Genomic DNA, 16,182 nt, shown 5'->3' on the forward strand with positions numbered 1-16,182 from the left:
TATTTTAATTATTTTATGTAATTCACACATGGACATAAATATTGAACCTTCTTGGAAAAATGCGTTAAAAAATGAATTTGAAAAACCTTATTTTTTATCTTTAATAGATTTTGTGAAAAATGAGTATAAAGCCCACACTTGCTTTCCTAAAGGAAAACAAATTTTTAAGGCATTTGAATTGACTCCATTAGATAGAGTAAAAGTTGTATTACTCGGGCAAGATCCATACCATGGAATAGGTCAAGCTATGGGATTATGTTTTTCAGTTCCCGAAGGAATAACAAATCCTCCTTCTTTACAAAATATAATTACTGAGCTAAAAGATGATTTAGGTGTATGTCTTAGTTCCGGAGATCTGTCTGCTTGGGCTCAGCAAGGCGTATTTTTATTAAATGCTACTTTAACGGTAAGAGCTCATGAAGCCGGATCACACCAAAAAAAAGGATGGGAAATTTTCACAGATTCTATAATCCAAAAAATATCAGAAGAAAAGGAAAACATTGTTTTTATCTTATGGGGAAGTTATGCTCAACAAAAAATTAAACTAATAAATCCTGAAAAACATTTTATAATTAAATCTCCACACCCTTCTCCATTATCCTCCTACCGAGGATTTTTTGGTTCCAGACCTTTTAGTAAAACAAATAATTATTTAATTTCTAAAAACATAAAACCCATCAATTGGTAACATTTGATGGGTTATTTTATAAAAAATCAATTATATTTTAATTACTTTCTTCTTCTTTTAATTTTAATTCAGCTTTTAACTGTTTCATAATTTTCTTTTCATTCTTTCTATATAACTTTTTTTCTTTATTGGTCATATTATCATAATTCTTTTCAAAAAGATCTGATACATTTCCTACATCTCCAGAATCGATTTTAATCTCTTCATTTATATCTTCATTATTATTTATATCAGTTTTAACTTCTTTACCTGTAGGAGAATCCAATTCTTTTATATTTACATGTTTAGTTTCAGAAGGTTCTATTGTCAATGTAGGTTTTTCTGTAATAGTATTTGTAGGTGCTAGATTTGGATTCGTTTTGACTGGAGTTTCTTCTTTTACTTTTACACTTTGAATTTCTTTCTTTTCATTAGAAAATACAGGTCCTTGAGGAGGTATAGGTTCTTTAGGCGTTTCGCTCTTTAAAGATGAAGCTGTAACAGTCTCAGAAGTTTTTACTTCTTTCAAGGATTTTGAATCTAAAACTTCTACATTTGCATTTTTAACTTCTGTAGATTGTTCTGATAATTTAAGACTTTTTGTATTTGTATTAACCTGAGCTACATTTTTATGACCTTTAACAGGTATTTCTTCTTTTACTGATGATTTTTTTGAAGCTATTTTAACGATTCCAGATGTACCTAATTTTTTTTCAGAAGTTGTTGAAATCATATTATTTTGGATTTCATCTGAATTTTTTTTAGGATCTTTTGTTATTATCTTACTTGTAGTTTGAGGGGTTGCTTTTTCAGAATTAGCTTTGGTAGCTAATTCTGTTTTTACTACCGTACCATCTATAATAATCCAATATTTATTTCCTTCTGCATCTTGAGTTATTTTTACTTCATTAGGGGAAGAAAAAGCACTTGCAGGCAATCTATTGCTCTTATTATTTGATACTACTTCCATTCTCTCTGACTTTTTTTCTTCAATAAAGCTATAACCTGAGTTATTACTCGCTTTATCGGAAGATGGATAACCTCTCCAAACCTCTATTTTATCTCCTACTTGCTTAAAATAAAATCCTTTTTCTGAAGTTTCTTCAATTTTTTTTCTTTGTGCAAAAGATAAAATGGTTATTGATAAAAACAAAATGGTATATGTTCTTTTCATGATTAATGAATATTTACATTTTAATTACAATGCATTTCAAGTTACTAAATTACACCTTTCTATTTTAATAAAAAAAGATTTTATTTTATATTATTTAACATACATTAAGAATTCTAACTTCATTCATTTTAAATCTTAATATCAATATTAAGTATATCAAATTTTATATATATATTATAATAAAGAACTTCTTCTAGGTTATAAAAATAATCTAAAAAAACTAAATATAATTTTAAATTGAAACCTTGCATTTATCAAATAATAATTATTGAAAGAATAATTTATGAAAACAAATTTAGTAAAAATAATATAAATATATATATCTTAAAAAAAACTTTCGAATTTTTTTATCTATAAAAAATAATATAAATAAAGATATATAAATCTGTGAATTTTTTAGTTAAAGTAATTTAAAAAAATATGAAAATAAGAATATTTGAGGCTGCGGTTACTAACTATTATTATTTTTTTAATTCGTTATTGTATGGAAGAGTTCCTTTATTTTTTTTGAGTTTATAGTTTTTAAAATCTTCCGTTGACTCTATCCCATGTTCTGAAATATTTGTAGTTATTCCATCAGCTCGGTATATTTTTACCGTATCATTAGAGAATATCCTTCTATTTTTTTTATCCCAAAAAATACGATTGGTCTTTAATGTATCGTTAGAAGAGTTTATCAGCACTACATTATTTCTAGCTTCATACCATCCTGTCACTTCTATTACTTTCGCATAGTCTGCTTTTAAATGTCCAGGTTTTTTACCTTTTTCATAAAAATCCATATCTATTCCTTTGGGAAACTCTGTATAGGGAGTTTGAGCAAATTCATATTCTTCTATCAAAGGAGATCTCAGATTTATGACTTTATAAATAGAATCTGTAATAACCACATGGGCATTAAATATTTTTCGTGATACAAAATTCTTATTTTTTTTTCCTAAATTCTCGGTTGAATCATCTGAACAAGAAATTGTACTACAGAAAACTAAGTAGATAAATGCAATAATTTTTATAAGCCTTACTTTACTTTTCATAATTAAAAGTTATTAGTTTAAAGTAAGTAAAAAGAGGATATATTAATCATATCTTCTTTTTCTAAACCATAGGTCATCAAAGTTAAATCCTATTTTAAAGTTTACAAAATTTTCTTTGATCAGCCCATCAGATTTAGTTCCTCTTTGGCCTAATTCAATACCTAAGTTTAGCAATGAGGGATCTTGACGACCTGATTTCCCCAAAGGAAGACTCATCCCTGCTGTAAGTCCATATTGATTAATTGTATGATTATAAAGTTCAATGCCTGTATTTTCATAATATATCCCATATCTATATATAACTCTTTGAAAATATGATCTGAAACTGTTCACATTGGGTAATACCCAACCGCCTATTGCTACTCTATATCTGTTTTTATATTCTAAATTATCTTCCGGTATTTCTAATTTAGATTGATTGGTAAATTTAAAATCTGCTCCTAATGACCATTTAAATTCTTTTCCATAAGCCACTCCTAAAGAAAAAGAAGAAGGTATTTTAGTTTTCTTTTCTCCATTTATGTATGTAAGTGTATCTACAGATTTTTTATTTCCATAAACATCATAGTAATAGGTAGAATAAACATAATCGATGTCTGTATTTACTTTGTGTCCTATATTATAGGTAGCCCCTAATTTTAATAAATGATCTTTTTTTAATTTTTTTTGGTAAGCTAATGCCAAGGTATAATCAAAAAAATTATATTCCTTTTTGTTAAATATCCCGGAAATTAATGCTGCATCCTGAATAGAATTTTCTTGTTCTTTCTTAAGTTCTCCCCAAATATAACCTATTTTTGCTCCTAAAGATAATTCTTTAGTTACGTTATAAGAATAAAAACCATTAAATGAATTTAACCCTCCTCTCCCTTTTAAAATAGATTTCATATTTACAGGCGAAGTTGCATCTAATGTCATATCATATCCTATATTTGTATAGGGTTGTAGATTTACACCTGCTCGAGATTTTTGACCAATAGGAAAAGCAAAAGCTAAATTTGCTAAATATGTAGTAGATCTATCACTGCTTTCTAAAGAAGTTTTTTCGTCTGTATAATCTGTATTCACACTAATATTAAAACTGGTATATCTTAAATTTCTGTTTGCTGCAGGATTAACAAAATTTACTTCATTATTGAAATCTGAAATATACGCAGTACCAATGCCTCCCATGGATGAAATTACTATATCACTATTTGTCTTATTATCTCCTAACCCAATGGATGAATATGGAGAAGTAGAGGTTTGCTGTGCATTAATTAAATGGGTAGCCAAAATAAAAATAAATAATAAGAAAATTTTAAATTTCATCCTGAAAAATTTAATAACTGCAAATATGTCAATAATGCACGGATTATAAAAATAAATATTGTAAAAGTTCTATTAAATATGTTAACGTAATTTTTTTTTAAATATTTTTTAATAATTATTTTGTACTTTAAAATTAAGTCCTATATTTGCAAACCAAATCTGAGGTACCTTAGCTCAGTTGGTAGAGCAAAGGACTGAAAATCCTTGTGTCCTTGGTTCGATTCCAAGAGGTACCACTTAAAAAACCGTAATCATTTTAGATTATGGTTTTTTGTTTTTTTAGAGTTTACGAAGTAAAAAAAGTATTGTTTATTTTTTGACAGGTGGTAATTAAAATTTAGGAGCTTTTCTATTTATCTTTTTCTAATAATCTGAAATAAGCCACTCTGAGACTTTTACCAGTTCAAAGGAATCAGCCATAACAGGGATACGAGAATTTCATATACAAACCTTATGAATTTAAGTTAGTATTTTATATGATATTAGAAGAATTATTGAAAAAATATATAGTTTAGAGCTTTATTTCTTTCAAGGTTTTCCATATTTTCTAAATGCTGTTATCGTCTGATAGATTCCATAACCAATAAAAATTTTTGCTATAATAAAGATAAAATATAAAACTCCATTGCTTTGAAATTCCTCATTTTTAAAATCTAATGAAAATGTAAATTTTAAAAATTCTAATAAAATAATAGAAAATCCAGCAAAAGAACTATCTTTATTAGAAAATGTTAAAGGATAATTTGAAGAAATAAAAGAATTAATGATGATTAAAAGTAAGAAAAAGAACAAACTTGCTTCTAAAGTAAATTTTACTCCTTTAATCCAATTTCTTCCAAAATCATTAGATTTTTTATTGAGCCATAAAACATAATAATCATAATCTTTAATACTTAACTTTTGAAAGTATTTACTTTGGTCTAGTGCATTGTATTTAAGATACTCAATTTTATTTTCTGACTTTAATAATTGTCCTTTGATTGTTCTGATTGTATTTGTATCTATGGATTTCAAATTTCCTAATTTTATTCCTTCAAAAAAACCGATTTTTTCAAAATATGATGTTTCAAATTTTATTAATTGAATGCAATTCAAAAATTGAAATGAAGTTATTCCATGAAAAAAAACGGATTTAAACTCTATATTTAAGACATTAGAATTATCAAAATAAGTAGTTTTTTTAAAAGTACAATTCTTGAACTTCAAAGTACTTTTTTCTGATTTTAATTCTGTAAATTCCACCCTTTCTGAAAACTCTATATTATTAAATTCAGTTACTATACCAAAGTTTGATTGTTTAGCTTTAACTTCTCCAAAAATGCATTTTTCAATTAAAGAGTAACTACTAAGTTTATTTTTCCAAAACTCAAAAACTTGTTTAAAAATACTGAAATTAATCTGTAATATTTTAATATTATTTCCATTAAGCGTACATTCTTCAAAAAAACTACAATTATCAATAAATAAGAAATTAATTTGATTCAAACGACAATCCAAATAGTTTATATTTTTATTACCAATAAGGAGGATGTTATTTATTTGATTTAGTTTTTCAGGACTTCCTACAAAAGAAAGCCAATAAATTTCATTAGATGAAATATGAAAGTGAGAAGAAGTTATATCTGTTTCATTAAAGATTAGAGCTTGAAGCTTAGAATCGTTTATAAACAAGTCAATATTAATCTCACACTTCTCAAATACTATTCTGTTTAATCTTTCCGGTAATTCTTTAATAGTGATATCAAATCTTTGTCCTGATAAAGCACAATTAAAAAAAGACAGGTTTAAACCAGGTACATTTAAATCATTAGAATCTGTTAAATTAATAGAATCTGTAATTTGAAAATCAATATCTTTAAAAGACACATTTAACTTAGAAAGATCATTTGTTTGAGAATATTCGTTAACAGCTTTTTTAATAATTCTTATAAAAAAATTCTCATCTTGAATAATTCTATTCATAAAGTAGCTTTCTTCATTGTAAATTAGTATACTTATATTTTTTAAACACCTTTAAATTATACAAATGTAATTTTTTATCCTGATATAAAATATCTTTTAGCTACTCTAATTCAAAAAATAAAATTAGTTGGTTTATAAAACCTAAATTGTTTAAAAATCCCAATCAGTATATATTTTTACTACTACTTTCTTTCAATAAAAGACGATTTTTAAGATAATGCAGAAAGAAAAGAACCTTAATCCATATAACCTTTTATTTTTTTTAAATTTTTAAACTTTACTAATATCTATATATTAAAAAATAAAACTCAAATCCAAAATCTTCTTTATTCACACTATATATTTTAAACCCATTTTTTTCATAAAATGGAATATTTTTTAATGTTGATGTTTCTAAAACAATAGCTTCTTTTTGTTCCTTATAATATTCTATAACCTCTTGTAAAAAAACAGATCCTATTCCTTTATCTTGCTGTAAAACATCTACACCTAAAAACCAAAGCTGAATAAAATCAATATTTTTAGGTAGTGTTTCATGAGTAATCCTTTCTTTTTTCACTACTTTTTGGGCATTTTTTAATCCACTAATACAACAAGCAAATTTTATATCTTGTATAAGGGTGCCTAAAGTAGTTTTCTTTTTTTTGTGGTCTATGAGTATAGCACAAGCGGTTTCTTCTTCATTTATCAATATCTTTCCAAATTTTTCTCCCATATATAGAGAATAATCCATCAATCTTGAAATATATTTTTCCTTTTTTTGTTTTAAGACATAATTCACCGATTTATTATTTACAAAAGCTTTTGTGAGTATATGGTTTATTTTTGTATAATTTTTACTTACTACTTTTTTCATAGATTAAATTTTATACCTGACAAAAATTGAAATGAAAAGCTAATGTAAGATAAAATTTATTTTGTTTTATTATTTCAAATATACTTATACAGCACATTCTCATAACAGTTGGCCAATATAAAATTAAACCCCAAAAATTACAGATAGGCATATTTCAAAAAAATATAAATACCTTTACCCCTCATTTTTATTTTTGAATATATGAACTACCTTTCCGTAAATAATTTAAGCAAATCTTTTGGTATACGCTCGCTTTTTAAAAATGTCTCTTTTCATATTAATGAAGGCGATCAAATTGCCTTAGTAGCTAAAAATGGCAGTGGAAAATCGACGTTACTAAAAATATTAGCCGGAAAAGAAACTTCAGATTCAGGAGAAGTAATACTCAATAAAGATGTTAAAACAATAATGTTTGAACAAAACGATTCATTTGATAACAATCTTTTGACCAAAGATTACATATTTACACATTCCAATCCCATTTTAGATATTGTGTATCAATACGAAAAAATGGTGGAAGAAAATCCAGAAAATCCCGATTTAATAAAACTGATTGAAAAAATGGACCAACTGGAAGGGTGGAAAGTTGAGCCTATTATAAAAGAAATTATATCTAAATTAAAAATAGATTTTCTTTCTCAAAGAATTGAATCTTTATCCGGCGGACAACGAAAAAGAATTGCTCTAGCCAAATTTTTAATTGATATAAGCTTTGAAAAAGGCCACATTTTGCTTATTCTTGATGAACCTACCAATCATCTGGATATTGACATGGTAGAATGGTTGGAATATTTCCTGAACAAAGAAAATAAAACTTTAATTTTGGTTACTCATGATCGGTATTTTCTAGATTCTATCTGTACTAAAATTTTAGAATTAGAAGATGAAACCATTTATACACATAATGGAGATTATGAAACCTATGTATCTAATAAAGCACTACGAATCGAAAATCAAATAGCCCAAACCGATAAAGCTAAAAACCTATATAGAAAAGAACTTGAATGGATGAGACGTCAGCCCAAGGCACGTACCTCTAAATCAAAAAGCAGAATTGATAATTTCTATATTACCGAAGAAAAATCTAAACAGAAAACCAATGATTCTAATATACAACTTGATATGCAAATGACTCGTTTGGGGAAAAAAATCATTGAAATGAAGAATGTTTCTAAACAATATGGAGATAAAATTATATTAGACAATTTTTCTCATTCTTTTGCCAGAGGTTCAAAAATCGGAATTATTGGAAAAAACGGTGTAGGGAAAACTACTTTTTTAAAAATTCTTGAAAATAAAGAAAATATAGATTCCGGGATCATAGAACGTGGCGAAACAGTAAATATAGGACATTTTAAACAAGGAGGCATTAATTTCAAAGAAGAACTAAGACTTATAGATTTTGTTAAAGAAATTGCAGATTATTTTCCCCTCTCCAACGGTAAACAATTAATAGCCTCCCAATTTTTAGAAATGTTTCTTTTTACGCCGGAAACTCAATATACACCTATTGCTAAACTAAGCGGAGGAGAACGAAAACGTCTTCAACTTTTATCTGTATTATTTAAAAATCCTAATTTTCTTATCTTAGATGAACCTACTAATGATTTAGACCTGCCTACACTGACGGTTCTAGAAAACTTCCTTAACGAATACCAAGGTTGTTTACTTATTGTAAGCCATGACAGATACTTTATGGATAAAGTAACAGATGAACTAATGATATTTGAAGGTGAAGGAAAAATATCTTGGTTCATAGGTAATTACACACAATATTATATCCAGAAAAAAGAACTGGAAAATACTAAAGATGAAAAAGAAAAATCCAAAAAAATAAATATAAGCCCATCAATAAATGAGGAAATAAATAAAACAAAAAAACTATCTTTTAAAGAAAAAAGGGAACTGGAACTTTTAGAAAAAGAAATTCCGAAATTGGAAAAAGAAAAAGAGAATTTAACAGAATTAATTTCAAATCCTAACTTAAATTTTGAAGAAATTCAAAAAATAAGTACCCAACTGGAAGCTGTTATTCAAAAAATAGAAGAAAAAGAATTTAGATGGCTGGAAATTAATGAATAAAAAAAATTATCTTTGAAAATTCAAAGATAATTTTTTTAGATATAAACTTATATAATTAAGCTATTACATGTCCCAAACGGGTTAATTTTTGATGATTTAATATTTTTATCTTTCTACCTTCTACCTCAATTAAATCATCAGTTTTAAATTCTGAAATTAACCTTATTGCACTTTCAGTTGCTGTACCGATTAAATTCGCCATTTCCTCTCTAGTTAAAGTTATTTTAATAAAACCTTCACTATCCATACCTAATTTATTTTCTAAAAAAAGTAAGATCTCTGCCAACCTTTCCCGAACAGTTTTTTGAGCTAAAAGAGTAATAGTTTTCCCTGCTTCTCCTAAATCTTGTGATATTTTTTTTAATATATCAAAAGATACTTTTGAACTTATTTCCAATAATTTGTGAAAAATAAGTTCAGGTACATATACAGCATTCACTTCCTCCAATACAGTACAAGATGCACTAAAACTTTCTCCACCTAATAAAGAACGATAGCCTACAAGATCTCCTTTTTTAGTAAATCTTAATATTTGTTCTTTACCATTAAATCCACTCTTATAAAGCTTAGCTGTACCACGAAGTATTCCGTAAATTCCTGTAGGTTTATAACCCTCATGAATAATTTCTTGCCCTTTTTCGTAGTGAATTTCTCTCATTTCCTTATCCAGAATATCCATCTCTTCTTTGGTAAATTGATCCAAAATCTCCTTATTCTTTAATTCTGAAAGGATTAAATCTACCGAATCTTTTGTCATGATATTTGTCATTTTGTGTGTTCAATTCATTGCAAAAATAATATTTTATTTTTAAATAAAGCAATATCTTTGTATACACGTTAATTGATTTTATCTAAATATGAGCGAATTTTGTTTTCATTGTGGACAAAATATTGAAGATGTAAGAATAGAATTTGATGGGAAAATTTTTTGTTGCAACGGATGTAAAACTGTCTATGAAATTTTAAATCAAAACAATCTTGAAAATTATTACGAATTAAATGAAAAAGCAGGGATTAAACCAGAAAAAAATCAAAATCACTTCGATTTTTTAGATACTCCTTTAATTTTTAATAAAATTATAGATTATTCGGAAGATGGAACTACTCTGGTAACTTTCAAAATACCGGTTATACATTGCAGCTCATGTGTTTGGTTATTAGAAAGCTTAAAAGAAATTAATAAAAACATAATTTACTCTACTGTTAATTTTACTACAAAAACAGTACAAATTGCATATAAAAGTGAATTATATAAACTAAGTGAATTAGCCTATTTTTTAACTGATCTTGGCTACAAACCCATTATAAATTTAGAAACTGCAGATAAAAAACCTGAGAAAGTAGACCGATCATTAATTATCAAAATAGGGATTGCAGGATTTTCTTTTGGTAATATAATGCTACTTGCCTTTCCGGAATTTATGGATAAAGAAGGAGACATATGGTTACATAAATACAATCATTTATTTAGAATACTAATGTTTCTCTTGTCACTTCCCGTAGCATCGTATTGTGCCTCTGATTATTATAAATCCGCATGGGCGGCCTTAAAAAACAAATATCTGAATATCGATTTACCCATAGTTGTCGGTATCTTAGCTTTATTTTTCAGAAGTTGTTATGAAGCATATGAAGGAATAAGTAACGGGTATTTTGACTCTCTTTGTGGATTACTTTTCTTTATGCTTCTGGGTAAATATTTTCAACAAAGAACTTATAAATACTTAGCCTTCGATAGAGATTATAAGTCATTTTATCCTATTGCAATAACAAAAATAGATTTTAATAATAAACAAGAAAACATACTAATTTCTGATTTAAAAGTTGGGGATAGAATTTTAATTAGAAATAATGAAATTATACCTACAGATTCGATCTTAATTAAAGGTGATGCTTTTATAGATAATAGTTTTATAACAGGTGAATCCAAATTAATTCAAAAGAAAAATGGAGAAAAAATATTTGCCGGAGGAAAACAAATAGGTGCCATATTAGAACTTGAAGTAATTAAAGAAGTAAATCAAAGTTATTTAACTCAACTATGGAACAATGATGCCTTTAAAAAAGATCACTCTAAAATAGATACTCTCACCAATAAAATAAGCAAATATTTTGTAATTTTCATATTCATAATTACCATATTAAGTGGTTTGTATTGGTATTTTGTGAAAAATAATACTTCACAAATGTATCAAGTAATTACCGCCATATTAATTGTAGCATGTCCTTGTGCTCTTGCTTTATCTTCACCATTTACCATCGGGAATATGATGCGTATTTTTGGACGAAAAAAATTCTATGTTAAAGATGCTCTTACTATTGAAAAACTTTCAAAAGTAAATCATATCGTTTTTGATAAAACCGGGACTTTAACCATTAATAAAGCTGCTAAGATTAATTATGAAGGCGAACCACTAACTCCTAAAGAATTGCAAAATATAAAAGCAGTATTACAAAATTCAAACCATCCGCTATGCAGGTCTTTATATGAATTTATACCAACAAATAATAATTACATACCAGTTAAAAATTTTGAGGAAATTATTGGAAAAGGAATTCAAGGCGAAATAGATAAGACTCACATTAAAATTGGTTCTCCTATATTTGTAGGCGACAAAAATCTAGCTAAAAATGATACTTCCGTCTACATTCAATATAATGGCAAATACAAAGGACGATTTGCATTCTCCAACCAGTATAGAAAAAATACACAAAATATTATAAACAGCCTTAAAAATTATAAAATATCCCTATTAAGTGGAGATAATGATTCTGAAAAAGAATTTTTAAAAAAGATATTTCCTGCACAAACCATTATGAAGTTTAACCAATCTCCCCAAGATAAATTAGAATACATTAGAAAAATTCAGAAAAATTCAGGCACAATTGTCATGATGCTTGGCGATGGTCTAAATGATGCAGGAGCTCTTAAGCAAGCTGACGTAGGAGTTGCTATTGCTGATGATGTAAACAGTTTTACCCCTTCTTCAGACGCTATATTAGATGGAAGCAGTTTTGAATATCTTACTAAATTTTTAAAGCTTTCAAAGTCAACAATACATATAATTTATATATGTTTTTTCATCAGTTTTTGTTATAATATCATTGGATTAAGCTTTGCCGTTTCCGGTGAATTATCACCCTTAATAGCTGCTATTTTAATGCCTATAAGCTCTATTTCCATAGTAACATTCACAACATTAGCTACACTGTTTGTTGGATACAAGAACTTTAAAATCAAATAATTAAATACGCATGTTATTTAGAATGATTATAAATTTATATCTCATAATTAAATATGATAAAAATCATCATACCTAGAAATAAATAAACTGTATTTTTGCTATTATAGCTATATTAAATTATGGAAATATTATATTTAATGATATTATGCAGTGTTTCACTTGCTATTATCTTTTTAGCTCTATTTATTTATGGTATAAAAAGTGGTCAATTTGATGATGATGAGTCACCAGCTGTAAGAATATTACTAGACTCCGACCAAAATCAAACAAACTCTAATGATGATAAAACAGAACAAAAAAAAGACAATCATAATAAAGTAACTACGTAATCAAAAAATGGAAACACAGAAATTTTCGTATGACAACAAAATAGTAAAAGCTTTTGCTTATGCCACAATATTTTGGGCTATTATTGGCTTTATAGTAGGGCTTACTGTTGCATTATTGTTGTTTTTCCCGTCATTACCAGAAGTTTTTTTTGGAAATGATGGGATGGACCTCGCAAAATCTCAAGGATTCCTTGGTTACGGAAGACTTAGAATGCTGCATACCAGTGCAGTAATTTATGCTTTCGTAGGTAATGGATTCTTTACAGGCTTTTATTATTCCGCCCAAAGACTTTTAAAAACAAGAACTAATGATCTAATATCCTGGATACATTTCTGGGGTTGGCAAATAATTATTGTATTAGTGGCGGTTACTTTCCTTATGGGAATAAACACATCTAAAGAATATGCTGAACATGAATGGCCTATTGATATTTTAGTAGCGGTAATTTGGATTCTATTTGGCTTAAATATGTTTATTGCTATTGCTAAAAGAAGAGTAGGACATATGTATGTTGCCTTATGGTTTTATATAGCAACATGGATAGGAATTACTTTATTGTGGGTATTTAACAACTTAGAAATACCTTTAGATGGAAATATTTTACACCCAAAAAGTTACTCACTCTATTCAGGAGTACAAGATGCATTAGTACAATGGTGGTTTGGGCACAATGCGGTAGCATTTTTCTTAACAACCCCTATCCTGGGGCTCATGTATTACTATTTACCTAAGGCTGCAAATAGACCTGTATTTTCATATAAACTATCAATTATACATTTCTGGTCATTAATTTTTGTATACATGTGGGCAGGGCCACACCACCTATTATATACTTCACTTCCCGGCTGGACGCAAATGCTGGGTACTGCTTTTTCAATCATGTTATTAGCTCCTTCTTGGGGAGGAATGTTAAATGGCTTACTAACCTTAAGAGGTGCATGGGATAAAGTAAGAGAAGATCCTGTACTTAAAATGTTCGTTGTAGCTGTTACCTGCTATGGAATGGCAACTTTTGAAGGTCCAATTTTAGCAACTAAAACATTAAATAAAATAGGTCACTTTACTGATTGGATTATAGCACATGTACATGTGGGAGCTTTAGGTTGGAATGGAATGATGATCTTTGGAATGTTATACTTTATAATTCCTAGAATATTTAGAACTAAATTATACTCTGTAAAACTAGCAAACTGGCATTTTTGGTTAGCAACTTTAGGAATAGTTTTGTATGCCGTACCTTTATATATGAGTGGATTTACCCAAGGATTAATGTGGAAACAATTTAATCCAGACGGTACCCTTGTAACAAAAAACTTTTTGGAAACTGTAACTGCATTAAGAAATTTTTACATTTTCAGATTTGTCGGAGGTTCTTTGTATCTATGTGGTGGAATTCTTTTAGCTTTTAACATTATTGCCACCGTTAGAAAAGGTAAATTCTTAGCTAACGAAGATGCAGAAGCTCCTGCTTTAAAACTTTCTCCAAAAAAAGGAACAAATGAAAAAACACATTCTTGGTTAGAAAGAATGCCTCTTTATTTCATTATTTTAGCATTTATAGCATTAGCTACAGGGGGAGCTATTGAAATTTTACCTACAATATTTGTAAAATCCAATATACCTCAAATTTCAAGTGTAAAACCCTACACCCCACTTGAGCTAGAAGGTAGAGATTTATATATAAGAGAAGGCTGTAATGCTTGCCACTCACAAATGATACGTCCTTTTAGAGATGAAGTTGTACGATATGGAGAGTATTCGAAAGCCGGAGAATATGTTTATGATAGACCATTTTTATGGGGATCTAAAAGAACAGGTCCCGATTTACACAGAGAAGGAGGAAAAAATCCAAGTTCATGGCATTTTACCCATATGCTCGATCCGAGATCTACATCTCCCGGTTCAATTATGCCTCGTTACCCTTGGCTTATATATAATAAATTAGATGTATCCAAAACAAAAGAAAAACTCGAGTTAATGAAAAATTGGTTTGGCGTAGAATATTCAGATGGAGATATAAAAAATTATCAAGCAAATATGTCTGCCCAAGCAAAAAAAATTGTTTCAGATATTTTTACCAGCAGTCCTGATTATAAAAAAAGTTATGATGCTTCTTTAGCAGAGGCTAAAAAAGAAGGTAAGGAATTTGTACCTTTAGAAAAAAGAGAAATTATTGCATTAATTGCTTATTTACAAAGGTTGGGTACAGACATAAAAAAAACTCAAATACAAACAGCTAGTAATTAATTTACAATGCTAAAGTTTTATAATAAAATAGTAGCCGGAGTTGACAATGCGACGATATACCAAAGCATTGCGCTTTTGCTATTCTTTTTATTTTTTTTATTTTTAATCATTGTGGTTGTAAAAAAACCTAAAAAATATTACCATGATATGAGTAATTTACCTTTAGATGAACCTGATGAGGATACTAATTTAAACAATACTAATTAAAAATATGAAACCAAGAACACCATTTATAATAATCCTAATAATAGCAGTATGCTTAATTACAGGAGCATTTTATATGTTCTTAGAGAACTTTAAATTCATAACAAGCCCCATATATTTATCAACAATATCAATTTCAATTGTTTTGTTATTAATTAATAATTCATTAAACACATTGATTGATGCTGAAAAATTTAAACAATTATCAGAAGAAGAAAAAAAGGAATATTTAGAATTACTTAAAATTCCTTTTTGGACAAGAGCTTGGAATAGTGCCTTTAAAAATTCACAAGAAGAAAAAGACGGTACGGTTGAAATTTTAGATCATGGATATGACGGAATAAAAGAACTAGACAATCAATTACCTAGATGGTATATTGGATTATTTGCTGTAACTATAACTTTTGCTTGCATATATTTTGTTGCTTATTCATTTACTGATTTTGCACATCCTGATAAAGAATACGATGAAGAATATAAAACACAACTTGCTGAAATAACAGAATATGAAAAAACAGCTCCTCAGGCTACTTTAGAAACCGCAGAATATAAACCTGAAAATGTAGAAGAAGGTAAGCAAATTTATGACCAAACTTGTAAAACTTGTCATGGTGAAGGAGGTACAGGTCTTGCTGGTCCTAACCAAACCGATGATTATTGGATCAATATTTATCAAACCGATGAATTTAAAAATATTTTCTACATGGTATGGAATGGTAGTAAAAATGATCTAACAATGCGAGCATTTGGCGCTACCGGAGAGCTAAAAGGAAATGATATCATGAAAGTATCCAGCTACATATATTCATTAAACCAACAATCTAAAAAGAAACCTGATGGATCATCTGAAGGTAAGGCTCCGCAAGGTGATATTGCTCCATGGGTAAAAGGCGGAGAAGCAATAGTTGCTGCTGCTGCTGCTGAAGGAAAAACTGTAAAAATAGGAACTGTAAAAGAGGCTGCTGCTTCTAATTAGAAATAAAATAATATATACAAAAAGTCTGTTTATTCTTCCTTATAATAAATAGGCTTTTTCGTATTTTCACTTTATAACTATAAATATCTATAAA

General features: G+C 28.0%; 13 protein-coding genes and 1 tRNA gene. 8 read left to right on the top strand and 6 right to left on the bottom strand.

The window, feature by feature from the left end; translation table 11 throughout:
- The first annotated feature begins 28 nt into the window (after positions 1-28).
- Positions 29-688, top strand: coding sequence for a uracil-DNA glycosylase (locus tag C4S77_RS01800; RefSeq protein ID WP_105245618.1), 660 nt, complete (start codon positions 29-31; stop codon positions 686-688).
- A 37-nt stretch (positions 689-725) separates the two neighbouring features.
- Here the strand turns inward: C4S77_RS01800 and C4S77_RS01805 are convergent, their stop codons facing one another.
- From C4S77_RS01805 to C4S77_RS01815, 3 genes are all read right to left on the bottom strand, one after another.
- Positions 726-1,841, bottom strand: a complete 1,116-nt coding sequence (locus tag C4S77_RS01805; RefSeq protein ID WP_105245620.1) for a hypothetical protein — start codon at positions 1,839-1,841, stop codon at positions 726-728.
- A gap of 461 nt (positions 1,842-2,302) precedes the next feature.
- Positions 2,303-2,875, bottom strand: a complete 573-nt coding sequence (lptC, locus tag C4S77_RS01810) for an LPS export ABC transporter periplasmic protein LptC (RefSeq protein ID WP_105245621.1) — start codon at positions 2,873-2,875, stop codon at positions 2,303-2,305.
- Between the two features lie 42 nt (positions 2,876-2,917).
- Entirely contained in the window at positions 2,918-4,186 is a 1,269-nt protein-coding gene (locus C4S77_RS01815; RefSeq protein ID WP_105245623.1) for a hypothetical protein, read from the bottom strand.
- 163 nt (positions 4,187-4,349) lie between these two features.
- On the opposite strand from C4S77_RS01815, the gene C4S77_RS01820 reads away from it, so the two are divergent.
- Positions 4,350-4,422 (top strand) — tRNA-Phe (locus tag C4S77_RS01820).
- Positions 4,423-4,714: 292 nt separating this feature from the next.
- Here the strand turns inward: C4S77_RS01820 and C4S77_RS01825 are convergent.
- Positions 4,715-6,148 (bottom strand): hypothetical protein, encoded by a 1,434-nt coding sequence (locus C4S77_RS01825; protein ID WP_105245625.1) that lies wholly within the window; start codon positions 6,146-6,148, stop codon positions 4,715-4,717.
- A gap of 280 nt (positions 6,149-6,428) precedes the next feature.
- Complete coding sequence (locus C4S77_RS01830; protein ID WP_105245627.1) at positions 6,429-7,004, bottom strand: GNAT family N-acetyltransferase; 576 nt, start codon at positions 7,002-7,004, stop codon at positions 6,429-6,431.
- 201 nt (positions 7,005-7,205) lie between these two features.
- Between C4S77_RS01830 and C4S77_RS01835 the strand changes: the two genes are divergently transcribed.
- Positions 7,206-9,086, top strand: a complete 1,881-nt coding sequence (locus C4S77_RS01835) for an ABC-F family ATP-binding cassette domain-containing protein (protein ID WP_105245629.1) — start codon at positions 7,206-7,208, stop codon at positions 9,084-9,086.
- A 55-nt stretch (positions 9,087-9,141) separates the two neighbouring features.
- Here C4S77_RS01835 and C4S77_RS01840 read toward each other — a convergent pair whose 3' ends face one another.
- Entirely contained in the window at positions 9,142-9,843 is a 702-nt protein-coding gene (locus tag C4S77_RS01840) for a Crp/Fnr family transcriptional regulator (RefSeq protein ID WP_105194475.1), read from the bottom strand.
- A gap of 100 nt (positions 9,844-9,943) precedes the next feature.
- On the opposite strand from C4S77_RS01840, the gene C4S77_RS01845 reads away from it, so the two are divergent.
- The 5 genes from C4S77_RS01845 (at position 9,944) to C4S77_RS01865 (ending at position 16,088) form a co-directional block, all read left to right on the top strand.
- Positions 9,944-12,331, top strand: a complete 2,388-nt coding sequence (locus C4S77_RS01845; protein WP_105245631.1) for a heavy metal translocating P-type ATPase — start codon at positions 9,944-9,946, stop codon at positions 12,329-12,331.
- 137 nt (positions 12,332-12,468) lie between these two features.
- On the top strand, positions 12,469-12,660 hold the full coding sequence (gene ccoS / locus C4S77_RS01850; protein WP_395855903.1) for a cbb3-type cytochrome oxidase assembly protein CcoS: 192 nt from the start codon (positions 12,469-12,471) through the stop codon (positions 12,658-12,660).
- 7 nt (positions 12,661-12,667) lie between these two features.
- The gene (ccoN, locus tag C4S77_RS01855; protein ID WP_105245635.1) at positions 12,668-14,908 is read left to right on the top strand and encodes a cytochrome-c oxidase, cbb3-type subunit I; all 2,241 of its coding nucleotides are present in this window, start codon (positions 12,668-12,670) and stop codon (positions 14,906-14,908) included.
- A gap of 6 nt (positions 14,909-14,914) precedes the next feature.
- Positions 14,915-15,115, top strand: a complete 201-nt coding sequence (locus C4S77_RS01860; protein ID WP_105194479.1) for a CcoQ/FixQ family Cbb3-type cytochrome c oxidase assembly chaperone — start codon at positions 14,915-14,917, stop codon at positions 15,113-15,115.
- Positions 15,116-15,119: 4 nt separating this feature from the next.
- Positions 15,120-16,088: a cbb3-type cytochrome c oxidase N-terminal domain-containing protein gene (locus C4S77_RS01865; protein ID WP_105245636.1), complete on the top strand. Its 969-nt coding sequence runs from the start codon at positions 15,120-15,122 to the stop codon at positions 16,086-16,088.
- Positions 16,089-16,182: the final 94 nt, after the last annotated feature.

This window comes from Apibacter adventoris, assembly GCF_002964975.1.
GTDB classification, from domain to species: Bacteria; Bacteroidota; Bacteroidia; order Flavobacteriales; family Weeksellaceae; genus Apibacter; species Apibacter adventoris.

Excerpts from the sequence above, each read along its gene's own strand:
- lptC (WP_105245621.1), bottom strand. The coding sequence starts at position 2,875 with ATGAAAAGTAAAGTAAGGCTTATAAAAATTATTGCATTTATCTACTTA.
- C4S77_RS01800 (WP_105245618.1), top strand. The coding sequence starts at position 29 with ATGGACATAAATATTGAACCTTCTTGGAAAAATGCGTTAAAAAATGAA.
- C4S77_RS01835 (WP_105245629.1), top strand. The coding sequence starts at position 7,206 with ATGAACTACCTTTCCGTAAATAATTTAAGCAAATCTTTTGGTATACGC.
- C4S77_RS01860 (WP_105194479.1), top strand. The coding sequence starts at position 14,915 with ATGCTAAAGTTTTATAATAAAATAGTAGCCGGAGTTGACAATGCGACG.
- C4S77_RS01805 (WP_105245620.1), bottom strand. The coding sequence starts at position 1,841 with ATGAAAAGAACATATACCATTTTGTTTTTATCAATAACCATTTTATCT.
- ccoN (WP_105245635.1), top strand. The coding sequence starts at position 12,668 with ATGGAAACACAGAAATTTTCGTATGACAACAAAATAGTAAAAGCTTTT.
- C4S77_RS01815 (WP_105245623.1), bottom strand. The coding sequence starts at position 4,186 with ATGAAATTTAAAATTTTCTTATTATTTATTTTTATTTTGGCTACCCAT.
- C4S77_RS01825 (WP_105245625.1), bottom strand. The coding sequence starts at position 6,148 with ATGAATAGAATTATTCAAGATGAGAATTTTTTTATAAGAATTATTAAA.
- C4S77_RS01845 (WP_105245631.1), top strand. The coding sequence starts at position 9,944 with ATGAGCGAATTTTGTTTTCATTGTGGACAAAATATTGAAGATGTAAGA.
- ccoS (WP_395855903.1), top strand. The coding sequence starts at position 12,469 with ATGATATTATGCAGTGTTTCACTTGCTATTATCTTTTTAGCTCTATTT.
- C4S77_RS01865 (WP_105245636.1), top strand. The coding sequence starts at position 15,120 with ATGAAACCAAGAACACCATTTATAATAATCCTAATAATAGCAGTATGC.
- C4S77_RS01840 (WP_105194475.1), bottom strand. The coding sequence starts at position 9,843 with ATGACAAAAGATTCGGTAGATTTAATCCTTTCAGAATTAAAGAATAAG.
- C4S77_RS01830 (WP_105245627.1), bottom strand. The coding sequence starts at position 7,004 with ATGAAAAAAGTAGTAAGTAAAAATTATACAAAAATAAACCATATACTC.